We start from the raw sequence: 17540 nt of genomic DNA, 5'->3' as shown, positions 1-17540 counted from the left end.
CCAGGCACAGCCGGCGGCGTTGTTCGTCGAACGAATCGCTCATGACGTCTTGCGCGGGGCGTCGGGGGTGGCGGATGGGTCGGCCTTGGCGCATTGCGGCAGCTCGCCGAACACGTGCGGCTTGACCTGGTGCTGCAGCCACGAGGTGGCCACGGCGTCGGGCTTGATCACGCTCTTGATGAGCGGCGGGATCTGCTCGCCGAGCAGGATCCCGAGAAGCCCCACGAGGGCGATGACCGGCGGGGCCGGCGAGCGCACCTGGAACAGTGCGTAGATCACGCCGACCAGCAGGCCGAGCGCGAGCGACAGGACGTAGGGCTTCATCTTCGTGCTCACCGCGGACTTCAGCCTTCGTGCGCGCCGAACATGGTCTTGGCGTAGGTCACGCCCAGGCCGTAGGCGCCGCCGAACTTCTTCGCGATGCCGGTGGTCATTTCATAGGTGTCGGTGCGGGCCCAGTCGCGCTGCATCTCGAGCAGGTACTGCAGCGAGGTCATGGGCTGCGCGCCGGCCTGCACCATGCGGTCCATCGCGCGGTTGTGTGCCTCGGTGGACACGTCGCCGCAGGCGTCGGCAATCACGTACACCTCGAAGCCCTGGTCGATGGCCGAGAGTGCCGGGCCCACGATGCACACGCCGGTCCACAGGCCCGACAGCACGATGCGCTTCTTGCCGATCTCGTTGATGCGATCGATCACGGCCGCGTCTTCCCAGGTGTTCATCGAGGTGCGGTCGAGCATCTTCTGGCCCGGGAACGCATCGCTGATCTCGCTGAACATCGGGCCCGAGAAGCTCTTCTCGGCCACGGTCGTGAGGATGGTCGGCACGCCGAAGCCGGCGGCCGCATTGGCCACCAGGGCGGCGTTGTTGCGCAGCGTGATGGCTTCGATCGAATGCGTGGCAAAGGCCATCTGCGACTGGAAGTCGATCATGACCAGCGTGTGGTCCTTGGGGGTGAGCAACTTGGCGCCGGCGGTGGGGGTGGCTTTGATGGACATGAATGACTCCGTGATGACGTAGATGAGAGAACGGTGAGAAAGCGGTGCAGAGAGAAAGTGGGGTGTCGACCCGTGGCGTGCATCCTCGTGGGAGCGAGGGTGCGTGTCTTGTCGATTAATGAGGCGGTTTGGACATTTGCCGTCGCGCGGCTCAGAACGCGGGCAGCTCGTTGGGGCGCAGGTCGAACACCAGCACCTCGGCGCCTTCGCCGCGGGCCAGTTCGAGCTGGCGCACGTCGCGCACCCGCACGCCGTCGCCTTCGGCCAGGCGCTGGCCGTTGAGCTCCACGCTGCCGCGGGCCACGTGCACATAGGCATAGCGGCCGGCATCGAGCGAGAGCGAGGCCTGCTCGGCGCCGTCGAACAGCCCGGCGTAGACGCGGGCGTCCTGGTGCACCGCGAGCGAGCCGTCGCTGCCTTCCGGCGAAATGATCAGGCGCAGGCGGCCGCGCTTTTCTTCCGGCGCGAAGTGCACCTGCTGGTAGCGCGGCGCCACGCCCTTGCGGCCCGGCACGATCCAGATCTGCAGGAAGTGCAGCGCGTCGGTGGCCGACGAGTTGAACTCGCTGTGGCGCACGCCGGTGCCCGCGCTCATCATCTGCACGTCGCCGGGGCGGATCACCGAGCCGGTGCCCATCGAGTCCTTGTGCTCGAGCGCGCCGTCCAGCACGTACGAGAAGATTTCCATGTCGCGGTGCGGGTGGGTGCCGAAGCCGCGGCCCGGGGTCACGCGGTCGTCGTTGATCACCAGCAGGTCCGAGAAGCCTTCCTGCTCCGGGTCGTGGTAGTGGCCGAACGAGAAGGTGTGGCGGGACTTGAGCCAACCGAAGTCGGCGATACCGCGGTCGGTGGCGCTGCGAATTTCCAACATGATTCACTCCTTGGCAGTGTTCGAATTCGATTGAATTCACAATTCGTCTCGGAACTTGTTTCCGAGGCATGGAATGAATCATCGAACTTCAAGGAGGGTCTGTTGGCGAAACCTTTTGCCGTCTATGATCGAATTTTTCGAACATCGGTTTTTCAAGGTTTCTCAAGTTCTCTGAAGGAGTAGCGCGTGCTCAAACTCAGCCTGGAAGCCATCGAGGTGGTCGACGCCATCGACCGCCACGGCTCGTTCGCGGCGGCCGCCGCGCGCCTGAACAAGGTGCCCTCCACCATCTCGTACGCGGTGGCCAAGCTCGAGGAGCAACTGGGCATGCAGCTGTTCGAGCGCAACGGCCCGCGCGTGACGCTCACCGCCGCGGGCGGCGAGATGCTCAAGGAGGGGCGCTGGCTGCTCGGCGCCGCGAGCGAGCTCGAATCGCGCATGCGGCAGATCGCCACCGGCTTCGAGTCGGAGCTGCGGCTGGTGCACGACTCGCTCATTCCCACCGAGGCGCTCATCGACGACGTGCGCGCCTTCGAGGACTTGCGCTGCGGCACGCGGCTGCGCATCGGCTGCGAGGCGCTCACGGGCAGCTGGGAGGCGCTGCGCGAGGGGCGCGCCGACGTGGTCATTGCCGCGGGCGAAGGCCCGGCCGGCGGGGGCTACCAGGCCGTCACGGTGGGCAGCCTCGACTTCGTGTTCTGCGTGGCGCCCACGCACGCGCTCACGCGCCTGGGCCGCGCGCTGCAGCGCGGCGACCTGCTGGCGCACAACGCCATCGTGGTGGGCGACAGCGCGCGCACGCTGTCGGACCGCACCGTCGGGCTGATGGCGGGCCAGCCGCGCATCGCGGTGCCGTCGATGACCGCCAAGATCGCCTGCCAGGTGGCGGGGCTGGGGCACGGCTTCCTGCCGCGCGCGTGCATCGAGGGCGAGCTGGCGCGCGGCACGCTGGTCGCGCTGCAGACCGAGGAGCCGCGCGCGCCCGAGGCCTTCTGGCTGGCCTGGAAGACCGGCGCCAAGGGGCAGGCGCTGCAGTGGTGGGTGAAGCAGCTGGGCCGGCCGCTGGTGCCGGCGTTGCTGCCGCGATCGGTGTGAGCGAGGCGCGCCGGGGTCGGCGCAAGCCCCTCTAGCCGGACGTCCAGCCGTTGCGGCTCTGGGCGCGCGCACGGCGCTCGACATCCGCGCATGCGTCGCGCAGCAGCGCGGAAATGGCGCGCACCCGCGCCGCCGTCATCCGCTGCGACAGTGCGGCAACGCTGAGTGCGCCCACGGACTGGCCCATCGGGTCGCGAAAGGCGTGCCCGATTGCCGTCACACCCAGGTTGATCTTGTTCCGGATCAGCGAAATGCCCTGCTCGTGCGTGCGCTGGCAGGCATCGATGACGGCTTGCGCCGTGAGGCTTGCGAACGCGGCGAGATTCGGTGCCACGCGCCGGACGATCTCCTCCCGCTCCTGCTGCGCGATCGACGCCAGGATGGCGAGCCCGCCGGCGCCGACGCCGAGCGGCCTGCGGCTGCCCACTTCCAGCACCAAGGTCCGGATGGGGAAGGAGCCTTCGCGCCGATGCATGCACACCGCGTCGAATCCGCTGCGAACGACCAGGTAGACGGTGTCCTCGGTCGCCTTGGCGAGAGCGTCCATCGCGGGATCGCACAGGTCGCGGATGTCGTGCATGGCGGAACCGGCCACGCCCAGCTCGAAGGCCAGCGGGCCAAGCCGGTAGCGCTTGAGCTCCTCGTTGCGGTCCACCAGCCGCTCGGCGCCGAGTTGCTGCAGCACGCGATGCACCGAGGGATGCGGCAGGTCGGTGCGCGTGGCGATCTCCGTGAGCGCAAGACCGCGCGGACCTGCAGTTGCGAGCAGCTTGAGCAGGAGCACGCCGCGTTTGAGCGAGCCCGCGTCGGAAGCAGATGACATGTTCGATTAAAGGACAGAGTGGATGGATCGCATCGCGGAGGCATGCGATTGAAGCATCCGCGGAGGCTATCCGATCCTTTGAACGAGAGGGAAAGCAGTCCATCCTCCGGCTGGAATGTCGTGTCCGCTAAACGGACAACTTCGATACAAGCGCCGCCGGCGGCACCTAGAGTCCATGCCATGCATATGAACTCACAGTCCCTGGCGGGCAAGGTGGCGGTCGTCACCGGCGGCAGCAGCGGCATCGGCGCAGCCTGCGTGCTTGCGCTGGCAAATGAAGGGGCCCGGGTGGTCGTCGGCTATCACCGAGGTCGCGAGCGGGCCGAGGCGCTGTGCGCTCGCTTGCCCGGGTCGGGCCACCTCAGCGCCGCGATCCCGCTCGACGATGTCGCCGCGCATGCCTTGCTGGCACGCAGACTGGCGGATGAAACCGGTCGCGTGGACATCCTGGTCAATTCGGCCGGCTACACGCGCCGCGTGGCGCACGACGACCTGGACGCAATGGACAGTGCGTTCTTCAACGAGATCCTCGTTGCGAATGTCGGCGGCCCGTTCTCGGTCATCCGCGCGCTGCTTGCGCAGCTGCGCGGCAGCGGCGACGGTCTTGTGGTGAACATCTCCTCCGTCTCCGCGTTCACGGGCGCGGGCAGCAATGTGGCGTACTGCGCCGCCAAGTCGGCGCTGGACACCCTGACGGTGTCGCTGGCGCGCGCGTTCGGCCCGCAGGTGCGTTTCCTGAGCGTTTCGCCGGCGGCGGTGGACACGGACTTCGTGGCGGGCCGCAGCCGAAGCGAGCTGCAGAAGAAGGCCGAGCTGACCCCGCTGGGCCGCGTGGTGTCGCCCGACGACGTGGCGCGCGCGGTGCTGGCCTGCGCCACGCACCTGAAGACGGCCACGGGCACGCGGCTTGTGATCGATGGAGGGCACAGCCTGTGAGCGCGCTGAATGCCACCCACGACGCGGGCCTGCGCAGCTGGGTCGAATCCGCCAACGCGCCCGGCACTGATTTTCCGATCCAGAACCTGCCGTTCGGTGTGTTCCTCCCTGTCCATGCGCCTCATCAGGCGGCGCGCTGCGGCGTAGCCATCGGCGACCGGGTTGTCGACGTGCATCGCCTCGCCGCGCTCTTCACCGGCGAAGCCGCCACCGCGGCGCGGGCCTGCGGCGCAGCCGCACTCAACGACCTGATGGCGCTCGGCCCGAAGGCCGCCTCGGCGCTGCGCGCGCAGCTCTCCGGCCTGCTGGCACAGGACGCGACCTCGACGCGCGGCCGGGTGGAAGAGGCGCTGTTGCCCATGGAAGGCGTGGCGCTGCAACTGCCGGTTCGCATCGCGGGCTACACCGACTTCTTCGCCTCGGTCCACCACGCCACCAATGCAGGCCGCCTGTTCAGGCCCGACCAACCGCTGCTGCCGAACTACAAGCACGTGCCCATCGCATACAACGGCCGCGCCAACAGCATCCGGCCCGGCGGCGTGCCGGTGACGCGACCGCATGGCCAGCAGCGGCCCGCCTTGCCGGGCGACGCTCCGGTGTTCGGCCCCTCGCAGCGACTCGACCACGAGGTGGAGTTGGGCGTGCTCGTCGGCCGTGCGACACAGCCCGGCCTGCCGGTGCCGGTGGGGGGCGCGTGGGACCACATCTTCGGTTTCTGCCTGCTCAACGACTGGTCGGCGCGAGACATCCAGTCCTGGGAGTACCAGCCGCTGGGGCCGTTCCTGGCCAAGAGCTTTGCCACCAGCGTGTCGCCCTGGATCGTGACGGCCGAAGCGCTCGCGCCGTTCCGCACGGCGGCGGCGCCCAGGCCGGCCGGTGACCCACCCGCCCTGCCCTACCTGAGCGACGCGGGCGATCAGGCCTCGGGTGCCTTGCGCATTCACCTCGACGCGCACCTGAGCACGCTGCAGATGCGCCGGCAGGGCCTGCCTGCGCATCGACTGTCGCGCTCGGACAGCGCCACGCTGTACTGGACCGTGGCACAGATGGTGGCGCACCACACCAGCAACGGCTGCGCGCTGGACACCGGCGACCTGCTCGGCTCCGGGACGATCTCCGGCGACGACGACAGCGCACTCGGCAGCCTGCTGGAAATCACCGCCAACGGCACCCGGACGCTGGCCCTGCCTTCGGGCGAACAGCGCGGCTTTCTGCTCGACGGCGACGAGGTCTGCCTGAGCGGCTTCTGCGAGAAGCCGGGCTACGCACGCATCGGTTTCGGCGAATGCCGTGCCACGGTGCTGCCGGCGGTGGAGGCCTGAGCCATGCTGGTCGAAGAACGAACCTACACCACCCATCCGGGCAAGTGGCGCGACTACCTGGCCCTGTACGAGGCCGAGGGCCTCGCCATTCAGCGCCGCATCCTGGGCCGCATGGTGGGCTACTACCACACCGACATCGGCGAGTTGAACCAGATCGTTCATCTGTGGGCCTACGAAGACCTGAACGAGCGCGCCGAACGCCGGGCGCGACTGATGCAGGACCCGGGCTTTCGCAGCTACGTGGCCCGCATGCTGCCCCTGCTGCAAAGCCAGAGCTCGCGCATCCTGCTGCCGGCACCGTTCTTCGAGCCGCTGTGGCACGGCGCGTGAACGCGCCGGATACCGATACCCCAAGACTTTCATCCCCAGGAGATCCATCGTGTTGTGCAAGAAGCTCCACCACGCCGCCTTCCGCTGCAAAGACGCAGCGCAGACCGTCCAGTTCTACACCGAGGTGCTCGGCCTCAAGTTCGCCCATGCCATGGGCGAGGACCATGTGCCTTCCACCGGAAAGTACAGCCCGCACATCCACATCTTCTTCGAGATGGAAGACGGCAGCTCCATCGCCTTCTTCGAATGCCCGCAGGACCCGGGCGACGTGAAGGACCTGGTGTCGCCCGACTGGATCCAGCACTTCGCGTTCGAGGTCGACAGCGTGGCCACCGTACTGGCCGCCAAGCAGGCGCTCCAGTCCAAGGGCATCGACGTGGTGGGCCCGACCAACCACGACGACTTCATCACCTCGATCTATTTCTTCGATCCATCGGGCCACCGGCTCGAGCTCACGACGCGCACGTGCGACCCGTCGCGCTACCGCATCTTTGAAGCGGAGGCGCCCCAGGTCCTGGCGCTGTGGAACGAAACGCGCGACTGGTCGCAGCGCGAAAAGCTCTACGGCGCCAGCACGGGCTACGCCCGCGCCAGCGACTGAATGCCAAGGCGGCGGTGGTTCGCCCCGACCGCTACGTCTACGGGACCGCCCGCACCCCCGCCGAACTGGGACGCCTGGTGGCCCAACTGGCGCAGTTCGTCTTCGGCCCCGAAGCCATCGACTGAAAAGAAGCTGCACGCATTCGACAAGGAGACACACATGACCACGACTTCCCTTTACCGCCGCCACCTGCTGCTGGCAGGCGCCGGCATGCTGGCGCCGTTCGGCGCGAGCGCGCAGGACAAGTACCCCGCAAAACCCGTCCAGCTCATCCACGGCTTCGGCGCCGGGGGCAACGCCGACGTGGTGGCCCGCCTGGTTGCGCAGAAACTGCAGGAGCCGCTGCGACAGCCCGTGGTGGTCGACATCAAGAGCGGCGCCGGCGGCATCATCGCGAGCAACTTTGTCGCCAAGGCCGCGCCGGACGGCTGCACGCTGGCGATGCTCACGGGCGCCCACACGGTGTCCGCCGCGCTGCGCAAGGACCTGCCCTACGACGCGGTGAAAGACTTTGCCTTCATCTCCACCGTCTCGTCCTTTCCCTTCGTGATCGCCGTGCGCGCCGAGCACCCCGCCCGAACGCTCGCGGAGCTGCTCGACATCGCGCGAAAGGGCAAGGTCAGCTTCAGTTCCGTGGGGGTCGGCTCCACGCAGCACATGGTGGGCGAGCTGCTGGGGGCCGCCGCGGGCGTGCAACTGCTCCACGTGCCGTACCGCGGCGGCGGTGCGCCTGTACAGGCCGTGATCGCCGGCGACGTGGATGTCCTGGCCGACACCTTGACCGTGGCAACGCCGCACATCCAGTCGGGCCGGCTGCGCGCGCTGGCCGTGACCAGTGCCGCGCCGTGGCCTTCGTTGCCCGGCGTGCCTTCCGCCTCGGCGACCCTGCCGGGTTTCGAAGTGCGCTCGTGGCTCGGCCTGGCGGCGCCCGCCCACACCCCGGACGCGATCGTCCAACGCCTCAATGCGCAAGTGCGCCAGCTTCTGCAGCAGCCCGACGTGCAGAAGGTGCTGGCGAACGCCGGCAGCGCCGCCTCGCCCAGTTCGCCGCTGGCCATGCAGGAGATGGTCCGGGCCGAGATCGAGCGCTGGCGCGACGTGGTGGTGCGACGCGGGATCAAGGTCGAGTGAGTGCGTCGGCAAGCGATTTCAGGCGCGATGTCGTCGGCCTGTGCGGCAGCCTGCGGACCGGTTCGCTGAACGGACTGGCGCTGCGGCTGGCGGGGCAATGCATGCCGCAGGGCATGTCGCTCGACATCCTCGACTGGCGCGAGGTGCCGCCTTTCGACGCCGGCCGGCTGGCCGCGCAGGGCATGCCGGCCCCGGTCGAAGCGCTGCGCCAGCGCATCGGCCGCGCCCATGCATTGATCGTTGCCACACCCGAATACAACTTCTCCGTGCCGGGCATGCTGAAGAACCTTCTGGATTGGCTCTCGCGAGGCGAGGCGCAGCCGCTTGCGGGCAAGCCGGTCGCGCTGATGTCGGCGAGCACGGGCCCGCTCGGCGGTGCACGCGTTCAGTACGACATGCGTCGTGTGCTGCTGTGCATGAACGCCCAGGTCCTGGCCAAACCGGAGATCTTCATTGGTGCCGCACAGCAAAAGTTCTCGAGCAACGGTGAATGCACCGACACGCCGACGCGCGAATTCGTGACGGCGCAGATGCTTGCGCTGTCGCGCTGGATCTCGCAGGTCGAGGCGATGGCGGGCGGCTAGCTTGCGGTGCGGTGCGGTGCGGTCCGGATGCGCCTGTCAGGCTACGTCAGCGACGCACCCCAGAAGCCGCCCCACATCCACGAGATCGCCATGCACGGCCACGCTGGCATCGATCTCCCTCAGCTGCCTCGCGCGCGCCTCGTCACCCACACCGACAAACTCCAGCCCCAACGCCCGCGCGGTGAGCAGGTCCCACACGCCGTCGCCGATGGACACGACCCTGCCGCCTGAAGGAACGCCGTGCTTCGCCCTGGCCTTGTCGATGGCCGCCTGAACGATCTCTTCGCGGGTCTCGTGTTCCGAGGCGGTCGCAAGCAGGTCGTGGTCGAAGGGATGGCTCAGCAGCGCCATCTTGCGATGCGCGCCATGCCGCAGGCTGCCGGTGGCGAATGCGGCGATCCAGCCCGCCTGCTCGACGTCTGCCAGCAGCTGCGATGCACCTGCGATTTCGTCGCATGGCGTCGCGTCGCACAGCACGTCGAACTCGCTTCGATAGCGTTCTTCCAGCATATGCAAAGGGGGCTCGCCCTCGAAGCCAGCTTCGTCCCACGCCTCCCGAAAAATGGCACTGTCGGAATGGTGCCGGTAGTTGCCCCACGCGGTGCGAAGCCGCGGGAAGTTGAAGGTGCGAAGCGCGGCTTCGAACGCGCGCTGGTGCAGCACCACCGTGTCGGTCAGCGTGCCATCGATGTCGAACACGACGATCGGTCTTGCGGGGATGTTCATGCCTGGATTCTCTTTCGCTCCGCCCGTCGCCAGTCCCACCGTCCTCAGATCACCACGCGCCGCTCGACCACGGGCTCGCGCTCCAGCAGTGCCTTCAGCCGGTGCAGCGCATCGGCCAGCGGCGCACGGCCGCGCACGGCGCCCAGCGACAGCCGCACCGCGTTCGGCGCCTCGCCCCCCACCGCGAACGATGCCGACGGCGTCACCGACAGCCCTTCGGCCAGCGCCGCGCGCGCCAGCTCGGGCGCGGTCCAGCGCGGAGGCAGCACGTGCCACACGTGGATGCCGCGGCCCGCTTCGCTCAGCGGCATGCCCAGGATGCCGCTGGCCAGGTCGTGGCGCGCCCAGGTTTCCGCGCGCACCTGCTCGAGCAGGTGCTTGGCCGAGCCGTCGTGCACCCACTGCGTGGCCAGCGCGGTGGGCAGCGGCGAGGCCATGAGCGCGAACGAGCGCAACGCATCGAGAAAGTCCGCCTCGTCCTGCGCGTCGGGCAGGCGCACGTAGGCCGTGCGCAGGCCCGGCGTGAGGCACTTGGACAGGGTCGACAGGTAGTACGTCGACGCGGGCGCGAGTGCGGCGACGGGTTCCGGCGGGTTCGCTTCGAACAACCAGTACGGATCGTCCTCGATGATGCGCAGGCCCTTGCGCTGCGCCACCTTCGCGAGCTGCCGGCGGCGCGCGGCGGGCATGGTGCGCGCCACCGGGTTCTGGATGGTGGGGTTCAGGTAGAGCACGGTGGCGCCCTGCGCGCCGCAGGCCTGCGCCAGCGCGTCGGGCCGCATGCCGAGCGCGTCGGTGGCCACGGCGATCACGCGGCGGCCCAGGCGCCCCGCGACGGAGATCAGCCCCGGATACACCAGCGGCTCGGCCAGGATGGCATCGCCCGGGCGCGTGAGCACCAGCACCAGCGCGGCCAGCGCCGACTGCGCGCCGGGGCACACCGCCACGCGCGACACGTCCAGCGGGCCGAACATCGGCGCGAGCCAGCGGCAGCCGGCCATGCGGTCGGCGCGGCTGCCGCCGGCCGGGTGGTAGGTCATTAGCAGGTCGGCGTTGTTGCGCGCGAGCACCTCGGCCAGCCCCTTCTGCAGCAGCGCCAGCAGGTTCGAGCCCTCGGGCGCGGGCGGCATGTTCATGCTCAGGTCGATGCGCGGCGCGAAGTCGACCGCCGGCGCCGACACGAAGGTGCCGCTGGGCCCGCGCGATTCCACCAGGCCGCGCTCCTTGGCCTCGGCATAGGCGCGCGTCACGGTCGTGAGGTCCACGCCCAGCAGCTCGGCCAGGCGGCGTTGCGGCGGCAGCCGGTCGCCCGGCTGCAGCTGCCCTTCGGCCACGGAGCGCTCGACCAGCGAAAGGATGCGCAGGTAGCGCGAGCCCTTGCCGGCGGCGAAGACCTCGGCCCAGCTGCGTTCGATGGGGGGAGTCGATGGCGTCATGTATGGGTCATGTATGAGTCACTTTGCCTAGTTCGCAGAGTCGGCTGCGACGAATAGCATACAAGAAGCCCCATATAAATCCATACATATGACCTTCTTGTATGCCTGCCAATAGCACCCAACCCACCCGGCGCGGGCCAGCAACCCCGCACCGCCTTGCCCAGCTCGCCCGCTTCGGGCTGCTCGCCCCGCTGCTCCTGCTCTCCGGCTGCGGCATGACGCTGTTCGACCCCAAGGGCGACATCGGCGCGCAGGAGAAGCACCTCATCGTGCTGGCGCTGGCGATCATGCTGGCCGTGGTCATTCCGGTGATCGTGCTCACGCTGTGGTTCGCCTGGCGCTACCGCGAGACCAACACGCGCGCCACCTACGCGCCCAAGTGGGCGCACTCCACGCGCATCGAGGTGGTGGTGTGGGGCATTCCGTGCGTGATCGTCGCCTTCCTGGCGGTGCTGATCTGGCGCACCACGCACTCGCTCGACCCCTACAAGCCGCTCGTGTCCGAGGTGCCTCCCCTGCGCGTGGAGGTGGTGGCCATGAACTGGAAGTGGCTGTTCATCTACCCGGACCTCGGCGTGGCCACCGTCAACCAGCTGGCCGTGCCCGTGGACACGCCGATCGCTTTCAAACTCACCGCGCATTCGCTGATGAATTCCTTCTTCATTCCCCAGCTGGGCAGCCAGGTCTATGCCATGCCCGGCATGCAGACGCAGCTGCACCTGATCGCCAACCACACGGGCGCGTACGACGGCATGTCCGCCGCCTACAGCGGCCACGGCTTCTCGGGCATGAACTTCAAGGCCGCGGCCATGACGCGCGCCGACTTCGACGGCTGGCTCGCGCAGGCCCGCGCGTCGAGCGAAACGCTGTCGCTCGCCGCCTACCGCAAGCTCGAGGTGCCCAGCGTGAAGAACACGCCCGCCACCTACGCGAAGGTGGAGACCGGCCTGTTCGACGCCATTGCCAACCAGTACATGGGCATGAGCGTGGAAGAAATGGCCGCCAACGACATCTGCGGCCCCGAGACGCCGGAGTTCCCGCTGCGCCTGCAGGCCGCACGGCCCGTGAACCTGGGTGCCCTGGGCACCCAAGCCGTGCCGGCCGGCGGAGAGTAAGCCCATGTCCCTGCTCGGAAAACTCGACCTCTCCGCCATCCCGCTGCACGAGCCCATCATCATGGGCACGCTGTGCGCGGTGATCCTGCTGGGCGCGGCGCTGCTCGGCGCCATCACCCATTACGGCAAGTGGGGCTACCTGTGGACGGAGTGGTTCACCTCGGTGGACCACAAGCGCATCGGCGTGATGTACATCCTGCTGGCGCTGGTGATGCTGCTGCGCGGCTTTGCCGACGCGCTCATGATGCGCGTGCAGCAGGCCATGGCCAGCGGCGGCAACGAAGGCTACCTGCCGCCGCACCACTACGACCAGATCTTCACGGCGCACGGCGTGATCATGATCTTCTTCGTGGCCACGCCGCTGATCGTGGGCTTGATGAACGTCATCGTGCCGCTGCAGATCGGCGCGCGCGACGTGGCCTACCCGTTCGTCAACTCGCTGAGCCTGTGGCTCGGCGTGGCGGGCGCGGCGCTGGTGATGATGTCGATGTTCGTCGGCGACTTCGCCGCCACCGGCTGGGTGGCCTACCCGCCGCTCTCGGAGCTGGGCTACAGCCCGACGGTGGGGGTGGACTACTACATCTGGTCATTGCAGGTGTCGGGCCTGGGGACCACGCTGACGGGCATCAACTTCATCGTGACCATCCTGCGCATGCGCGCGCCCGGCATGACGCTGATGAAGATGCCGGTGTTCACCTGGACCGCGCTGATCACCAACATCCTGATCGTGGCGATCTTCCCGGTGCTCACCGCCACGCTGGCGCTGCTGACCATGGACCGCTACCTGGGCATGCACTTCTTCACCAACGACCTGGGCGGCAACGCCATGATGTACATCAACCTCATCTGGGTCTGGGGCCATCCCGAGGTGTACGTGCTGATCCTGCCGTGCTTCGGCGCGTTCTCGGAAATCATCGCCACCTTCTCGCGCAAGCCGCTGTTCGGCTACACGTCGATGGTGTACGCCACTTCGTCGATCGGCGTGCTGTCGTTCTTCGTGTGGCTGCACCACTTCTTCACGATGGGCTCGGGCGCGAACGTGAATGCGTTCTTCGGGATCATGACCTCGATCATCTCCATTCCCACGGGCGTGAAGCTGTTCAACTGGCTGTTCACCATGTACCGCGGGCGCATCCGCTTCCACTCGGCCACGATGTGGACGATCGGCTTCATGGTGACCTTCGCCATCGGCGGCATGACCGGCGTGCTGCTGGCCATTCCGGGGGCCGACTTCGTGCTGCACAACAGCCTGTTCCTGGTGGCGCACTTCCACAACGTGATCATCGGCGGCGTGCTGTTCGGCTGCCTCGCGGGCATCAGCTTCTGGTTCCCGAAGGTGTTCGGCTTCACGCTGAACGAGTACTGGGGCAAGGTCGCGTTCTGGCTCTGGCTGGTGGGCTTCTACCTGGCCTTCATGCCGCTGTACGTGCTGGGCTTCATGGGCATGACGCGCCGCATGAACAGCTACGTGGTCGAGGGCTGGCAGCCCTGGCTCATCGTGGCGCTGGTCGGCGCGGTGGTGATCGGCATGGGCATCCTGGCGATCGGCGTGCAGTTCTACGTGAGCATTCGCGACCGCAAGCAGCACCGCGACCTCACGGGCGACCCGTGGGACGGCCGCAGCCTGGAATGGGCCACGGCCTCGCCCGCGCCGTTCTACAACTTCGCGCTGGTGCCGCGCATCGACTCGCTCGAGCCGCACTGGGACGCCAAGGAGGCCGGCACCGCCTACGCGCAGCCCACGGCGTACGAAGACATCCACATGCCGCGCAACACCGGCGCGGGCGTCATCGTGTCGGTGTTCGCGCTGCTGATGTGCTTCGCGCTGGTGTGGCACATGTGGGCCGTGGCGGCGGCGGCACTGGCGGGCGCCATCGCGGCCTTCGTGTTCCGCTCGTACGACCGGGACGTGGACTACCACGTGCCCGCCTCGGAGGTGGAGCGCATCGAGAGCGCGCGCTTCGCGCAACTGAAGGGAGCCGCGGCATGAGCGCGCTGCAGATGACGCAGGGCCACGCCGCGCACGGTGGCCATGACAGCCATAGCAGCCATGACAGCCATGACAGCCATGACAGCCACGGTGGAGAGGCCCGGACCACCATGGGCTTCTGGATCTACCTGATGAGCGACTGCCTGATCTTCGCGGTGCTGTTCGCCACCTTCGGCGTGCTCGCGGGTGCCACGGCGAACGGGCCCACGGGGCGCGGCCTGTTCGAGCTGGAGTTCGTGCTGGGCGAGACCATGCTGCTGCTGCTCAGCAGCTTCACCTTCGGCCTGGCCACGCTCTCGCTGAACGCGGGCAAGCTGCGCCACGGCACGGGCTGGCTGCTGGCCACCTTCGTGCTGGGCGCGGCCTTCGTGGGCATGGAGGCGTACGAGTTCGCGGAGCTGATCCACCGCGGCGCCGTGCCGCAGGCCAGCGCCTACCTGTCGGCGTACTTCACGCTGGTGGGCACGCACGGCCTGCACGTGAGCTTCGGCCTGCTGTGGCTGGCCGTGATGCTGCACCAGATCCACCACTTCGGGCTCACGCCCGTGACGCGCCGCCGCCTGGCCTGCCTGAGCCTGTTCTGGCACTTCCTGGACCTGGTGTGGATCTGCGTCTTCACCTTCATCTACCTGCGAGAGTTCACATGACCGCTTCCAACGCCGTGCGCCCGCGCGGCCCCGCCATCTCGGTGCAGTCGCGCGCATCGGCCGTTGCCGTGGATTCGCGCGGCGTGACGATCGACTCGCCCTCGCATGGCGCGCACGGGTCGCACGGTTCGCACGGTTCGCTGAAGAGCTACACCGTCGGCTTCGCGCTGTCGCTGCTGCTCACCTTCGCGTCGTTCGGCGCGGTCATGCTCGACGTGCTGCCGCGCCAGCTGCGCCTGCCCGTCATCGTCATGCTGTGCGTGGCGCAGCTGCTGGTGCAGCTGGTGTACTTCCTTCACATGGGCAGCTCGCCGGACCAGCGCTCCAACACGGGCATCTTCATCTGCACCGCGCTGCTCATCGCCATCGTGGTCGCGGGCTCGCTCTGGGTGATGCACAACGCCAACCTCAACATGATGCCCATGCAGCTGACGCCCGCCGAGGCGCGGGCCAAGGAATGAACACCATGACCGCCACCGCCCTGCCGCCCATCGACATCCGCAAGCGCAGCCTGAACATCGAGATGATCTTCCACGAGGGCGGGCCGCGCGTGAGCCGGCCGATCCTCGTGGCCTCGGCCTGCGCGGTCATCCGCAACCCCTGTGCAGGCCGCTTCGAGCCCGACCTGCTCCCGTTCATGGAGGCCGTGAAGCCCATCGGCGCAAGCCTGGCCGAAGAGCTGGTGCGCTCGCTGGGCCGCGACCAGGTCGAGGCCTACGGCAAGGCCGCCATCGTCGGCGTCAACGGCGAGATGGAGCATGGCGCCGTGTGGCACGAGGCCGGAGGCTGGGCCATGCGCGAAGCGCTGGGCGAGCCCAGGGCCATCGTGCCTTCGGTGAAGGCGGTGGCCGGTGCCGGCTACCGGCTGATGGTGCCGCTGCACCATGTGCACGCGGCCTATGTGCGCAGCCATTTCTCGTCGGTCGAGATCGGCATCCAGGACGCGCCGCGGCCCGACGAGATCCTGTTCGCGCTGGTGATGTCGAACGGCGGGCGCATCCATCCGCGGGTGGGCGGCCTCGCGGCCGAGCAGATCGCGGCGAACGACGGGCAGCGCTAGGCGCCGTCGTTCATCGGCCCGCGTCCGAAGGCACGACGCGCACATGGGCCTCCAGCCGCGTGCACCCGGGCGAGGACGCGATGCTCAGCGTGCCGCCGATGCGCACGATGCGGGCGTCCATGCTGCGCAAGCCGATGCCGGCCACGGCAGCCGCACCCGCACCCCCTCCCACGCTCGCGCCCCCGCCGGCCATCACCTCCACATCGAACCCCACGCCGTCGTCCTCGATCGCCAGGCTGAAGCGGTCGTGCGCGAGCTCCCGCAGCGTCACTTCGAAGACCCGCGCGCGGCTGTGCTTGATGACGTTGGTGAGCGCCTCCTCGAGGAAGCGCGTCAACCCCAGCATCTGCTTGGCCGAGATCTCGCACGGCCAACGGGCCGGCACCTGCCAGCGCCCCGCGACGCCCAGCTCCTCGAAGATGCGGTTGAAGCGGTGCCGGATCGGCGCGATCCATTCGGTCGGCGTGGCCGCCACGCGCGCCGACGCGCTGGAGCTGCTGTCGATGACCTGGCGCAGGTCGTCGCGCAGCGACTTGAACATCGACAGGTACTGGTTCGGCTCGAGCGCGTGCGCCGACTGCTCCACCAGCGCGATGGAGCGCACCAGCGAGCCGCCCAGGCCGTCGTGCAGGTCGTGCGCGAGCTGCAGCCGCTCGCCCAGCCGGGCATTGGTCAGCTCCAGCGTGTGCTCGCGCTTCAGGGTCTGGGTGAGCTCGTGGCGGGTGGCGGCAATGCGCTCTTCCAGCTCGAGGTTGAAGCGCTCGATGCGCCCCAGGTTGCGCGTGAAGCTCCACGCCAGGATGGCGGACATGCCCACCATGATCAACGGCGCCGAGACCGTGGTGTAGGCCAGGCCGTCGTCCAGCACGCGCATCACCATCAGCAGGTCGTGCACGGCCGCCACCAGGAAGCCCAGCACGCAGACCGCCAGCAGGAGGTGCTCGGGCTTGCGGGTCGAGAGCGCGCGCCAGATGAAGCGCACGCACGCCGCCATGAACAACAGCCCGCAGCCGATGAACACGAAGGCCGCCACGGCGGCGAGCCCCTCGCGCCCGACGAACGCCACCACCGCGGCCAGCAGGCCCGACGACAGCCACAGCGCGGCCTCGGCCCGCGCGAAACGCTGGCCGCCGAAACGGCACAGGAAGGTGCAGAACGCGCAGGTGTAGGCCAGCAGCGTCGCCATGATCCAGCGCGTCCAGCCCTCGCTGCTGGCGAAGGGCCACGGCGTGGCGGCCACCGCGTTGCTCGCGAACAGCAGCCAGGTGAACGAGGAGAGGGCATACCAGCCGTAGGAGCGCTCGCTGCGCCGCATGAGCCACAGCACCAGGAAGAAGCAGCCCAGCGTCATGGAGATCACGAGGTTCATCGCGGGCAGCGTCCGGCGCAGCAGCACCTGGTGGCTGTAGAACGGCTCCACCACGTCGGCCGTGCCGATGCGCACGCGCCCCAGGCCCGCGCCGTCGATGCGGTTGCCCACGACCTTGATGAACAGCGAATTGCTCCCGGGCCGCAGCGCGGACGCCGGAACGACCAGGTAGCGCGGCGTGTTCCAGCTGCGGCTGAGCGGCTCGGCCAGGTGGCGGTCGGTCCACAGCAGGTCGTCGTTGAGGAAGACCGCGCCGGCCATGTTGAGGTAGTCGATGGCAATGGCCAGCGGCTCGGCGGTGCCGCCGCAGGTCTGGCGCCAGTCGATGCGGTACCAGGCCGTGCCGTCGTGCGCGGGCCAGCGCGCCGACCAGAGGTCGGGCAGCGTGACCGGGCTCCACCCCTCGGCCGGCCGGGCGCCGTCGTCAGCGCGCGCCTGGGCTGCCTCGATGCGATCGACCTGCGGCTGGCACGACTGGCCCCAGGCCACGGCGGGGGCCGCGGCGA

The 17540-nt window shown here is 68.6% G+C and carries 19 protein-coding genes; 12 read left to right on the top strand and 7 right to left on the bottom strand.

Annotated elements, in window-relative coordinates:
• Window positions 1-39: 39 nt before the first annotated feature.
• The 3 genes from BM004_RS26915 to BM004_RS26905 form a co-directional block, all read right to left on the bottom strand.
• Window positions 40-324: a DUF1427 family protein gene (locus BM004_RS26915; RefSeq protein WP_093218195.1), complete on the bottom strand. Its 285-nt coding sequence runs from the start codon at window positions 322-324 to the stop codon at window positions 40-42.
• A gap of 20 nt (window positions 325-344) precedes the next feature.
• Entirely contained in the window at window positions 345-998 is a 654-nt protein-coding gene (locus BM004_RS26910; RefSeq protein WP_093218122.1) for a hydrolase, read from the bottom strand.
• A 151-nt stretch (window positions 999-1149) separates the two neighbouring features.
• Complete coding sequence (locus BM004_RS26905) at window positions 1150-1869, bottom strand: pirin family protein (protein WP_093218120.1); 720 nt, start codon at window positions 1867-1869, stop codon at window positions 1150-1152.
• A 186-nt stretch (window positions 1870-2055) separates the two neighbouring features.
• Here BM004_RS26905 and BM004_RS26900 point away from each other — a divergent pair, with 186 nt between their 5' ends.
• The gene (locus BM004_RS26900; protein WP_093218118.1) at window positions 2056-2964 is read left to right on the top strand and encodes a LysR family transcriptional regulator; all 909 of its coding nucleotides are present in this window, start codon (window positions 2056-2058) and stop codon (window positions 2962-2964) included.
• A 31-nt stretch (window positions 2965-2995) separates the two neighbouring features.
• On the opposite strand, the gene BM004_RS26895 is transcribed toward BM004_RS26900, so the two are convergent.
• Complete coding sequence (locus BM004_RS26895) at window positions 2996-3787, bottom strand: IclR family transcriptional regulator (RefSeq protein ID WP_093129383.1); 792 nt, start codon at window positions 3785-3787, stop codon at window positions 2996-2998.
• 186 nt (window positions 3788-3973) lie between these two features.
• Here BM004_RS26895 and BM004_RS26890 point away from each other — a divergent pair, with 186 nt between their 5' ends.
• The 6 genes from BM004_RS26890 to BM004_RS26865 all read left to right on the top strand — a co-directional run bounded on the left by BM004_RS26890 (window position 3974) and on the right by BM004_RS26865 (window position 8691).
• Window positions 3974-4723 carry an SDR family NAD(P)-dependent oxidoreductase gene (locus BM004_RS26890; RefSeq protein ID WP_093129382.1) on the top strand — a complete coding sequence of 250 codons (750 nt, stop codon included), beginning with the start codon at window positions 3974-3976 and terminating at the stop codon, window positions 4721-4723.
• Entirely contained in the window at window positions 4720-6045 is a 1326-nt protein-coding gene (gene fahA, locus BM004_RS26885; RefSeq protein ID WP_093218116.1) for a fumarylacetoacetase, read from the top strand. The genes BM004_RS26890 and fahA overlap by 4 nt, the downstream gene beginning before the upstream one ends.
• 3 nt (window positions 6046-6048) lie before the next feature.
• The gene (locus tag BM004_RS26880) at window positions 6049-6375 is read left to right on the top strand and encodes an NIPSNAP family protein (protein WP_093218114.1); all 327 of its coding nucleotides are present in this window, start codon (window positions 6049-6051) and stop codon (window positions 6373-6375) included.
• A 49-nt stretch (window positions 6376-6424) separates the two neighbouring features.
• On the top strand, window positions 6425-6976 hold the full coding sequence (locus BM004_RS26875; RefSeq protein ID WP_093129379.1) for a VOC family protein: 552 nt from the start codon (window positions 6425-6427) through the stop codon (window positions 6974-6976).
• Window positions 6977-7135: 159 nt separating this feature from the next.
• Window positions 7136-8107, top strand: coding sequence for a tripartite tricarboxylate transporter substrate binding protein (locus tag BM004_RS26870; protein WP_093129378.1), 972 nt, complete (start codon window positions 7136-7138; stop codon window positions 8105-8107).
• Window positions 8104-8691 (top strand): NADPH-dependent FMN reductase, encoded by a 588-nt coding sequence (locus BM004_RS26865; protein WP_093218112.1) that lies wholly within the window; start codon window positions 8104-8106, stop codon window positions 8689-8691. The genes BM004_RS26870 and BM004_RS26865 overlap by 4 nt, the downstream gene beginning before the upstream one ends.
• Before the next feature lie 36 nt (window positions 8692-8727).
• Here the strand turns inward: BM004_RS26865 and BM004_RS26860 are convergent, their stop codons facing one another.
• Window positions 8728-9417, bottom strand: a complete 690-nt coding sequence (locus BM004_RS26860) for an HAD family hydrolase (RefSeq protein WP_093218110.1) — start codon at window positions 9415-9417, stop codon at window positions 8728-8730.
• A 44-nt stretch (window positions 9418-9461) separates the two neighbouring features.
• The gene (locus tag BM004_RS26855; RefSeq protein WP_093218109.1) at window positions 9462-10853 is read right to left on the bottom strand and encodes an aminotransferase-like domain-containing protein; all 1392 of its coding nucleotides are present in this window, start codon (window positions 10851-10853) and stop codon (window positions 9462-9464) included.
• A 101-nt stretch (window positions 10854-10954) separates the two neighbouring features.
• On the opposite strand from BM004_RS26855, the gene cyoA reads away from it, so the two are divergent.
• From cyoA to BM004_RS26830, 5 genes are read left to right on the top strand one after another with little or no spacing between them, the layout of a single operon-like run.
• Window positions 10955-11968 (top strand): ubiquinol oxidase subunit II, encoded by a 1014-nt coding sequence (gene cyoA, locus BM004_RS26850; RefSeq protein WP_093218107.1) that lies wholly within the window; start codon window positions 10955-10957, stop codon window positions 11966-11968.
• Between the two features lie 10 nt (window positions 11969-11978).
• On the top strand, window positions 11979-13958 hold the full coding sequence (gene cyoB / locus BM004_RS26845) for a cytochrome o ubiquinol oxidase subunit I (protein ID WP_093218194.1): 1980 nt from the start codon (window positions 11979-11981) through the stop codon (window positions 13956-13958).
• A complete protein-coding gene (cyoC, locus tag BM004_RS26840) occupies window positions 13955-14605 on the top strand; it encodes a cytochrome o ubiquinol oxidase subunit III (protein WP_093218105.1) in 651 nt (216 codons plus the stop codon). Before cyoB ends, cyoC begins: the two co-directional genes overlap by 4 nt.
• On the top strand, window positions 14602-15066 hold the full coding sequence (gene cyoD, locus BM004_RS26835) for a cytochrome o ubiquinol oxidase subunit IV (protein WP_093218103.1): 465 nt from the start codon (window positions 14602-14604) through the stop codon (window positions 15064-15066). The genes cyoC and cyoD overlap by 4 nt, the downstream gene beginning before the upstream one ends.
• Window positions 15067-15086: 20 nt before the next feature.
• The gene (locus tag BM004_RS26830) at window positions 15087-15665 is read left to right on the top strand and encodes an amino acid synthesis family protein (protein ID WP_093129545.1); all 579 of its coding nucleotides are present in this window, start codon (window positions 15087-15089) and stop codon (window positions 15663-15665) included.
• A gap of 10 nt (window positions 15666-15675) precedes the next feature.
• Here BM004_RS26830 and BM004_RS26825 read toward each other — a convergent pair whose 3' ends face one another.
• Window positions 15676-17523 (bottom strand): sensor histidine kinase, encoded by a 1848-nt coding sequence (locus BM004_RS26825; RefSeq protein ID WP_256220060.1) that lies wholly within the window; start codon window positions 17521-17523, stop codon window positions 15676-15678.
• Window positions 17524-17540 lie beyond the last annotated feature (17 nt).

It is taken from the genome of Variovorax sp. OK212, from assembly GCF_900112425.1.
Taxonomy (GTDB): Bacteria; Pseudomonadota; Gammaproteobacteria; order Burkholderiales; family Burkholderiaceae_C; genus Variovorax.
Note: the sequence above shows the minus strand (reverse complement) of the source record. Positions and strands in the feature narration are given on the sequence as shown.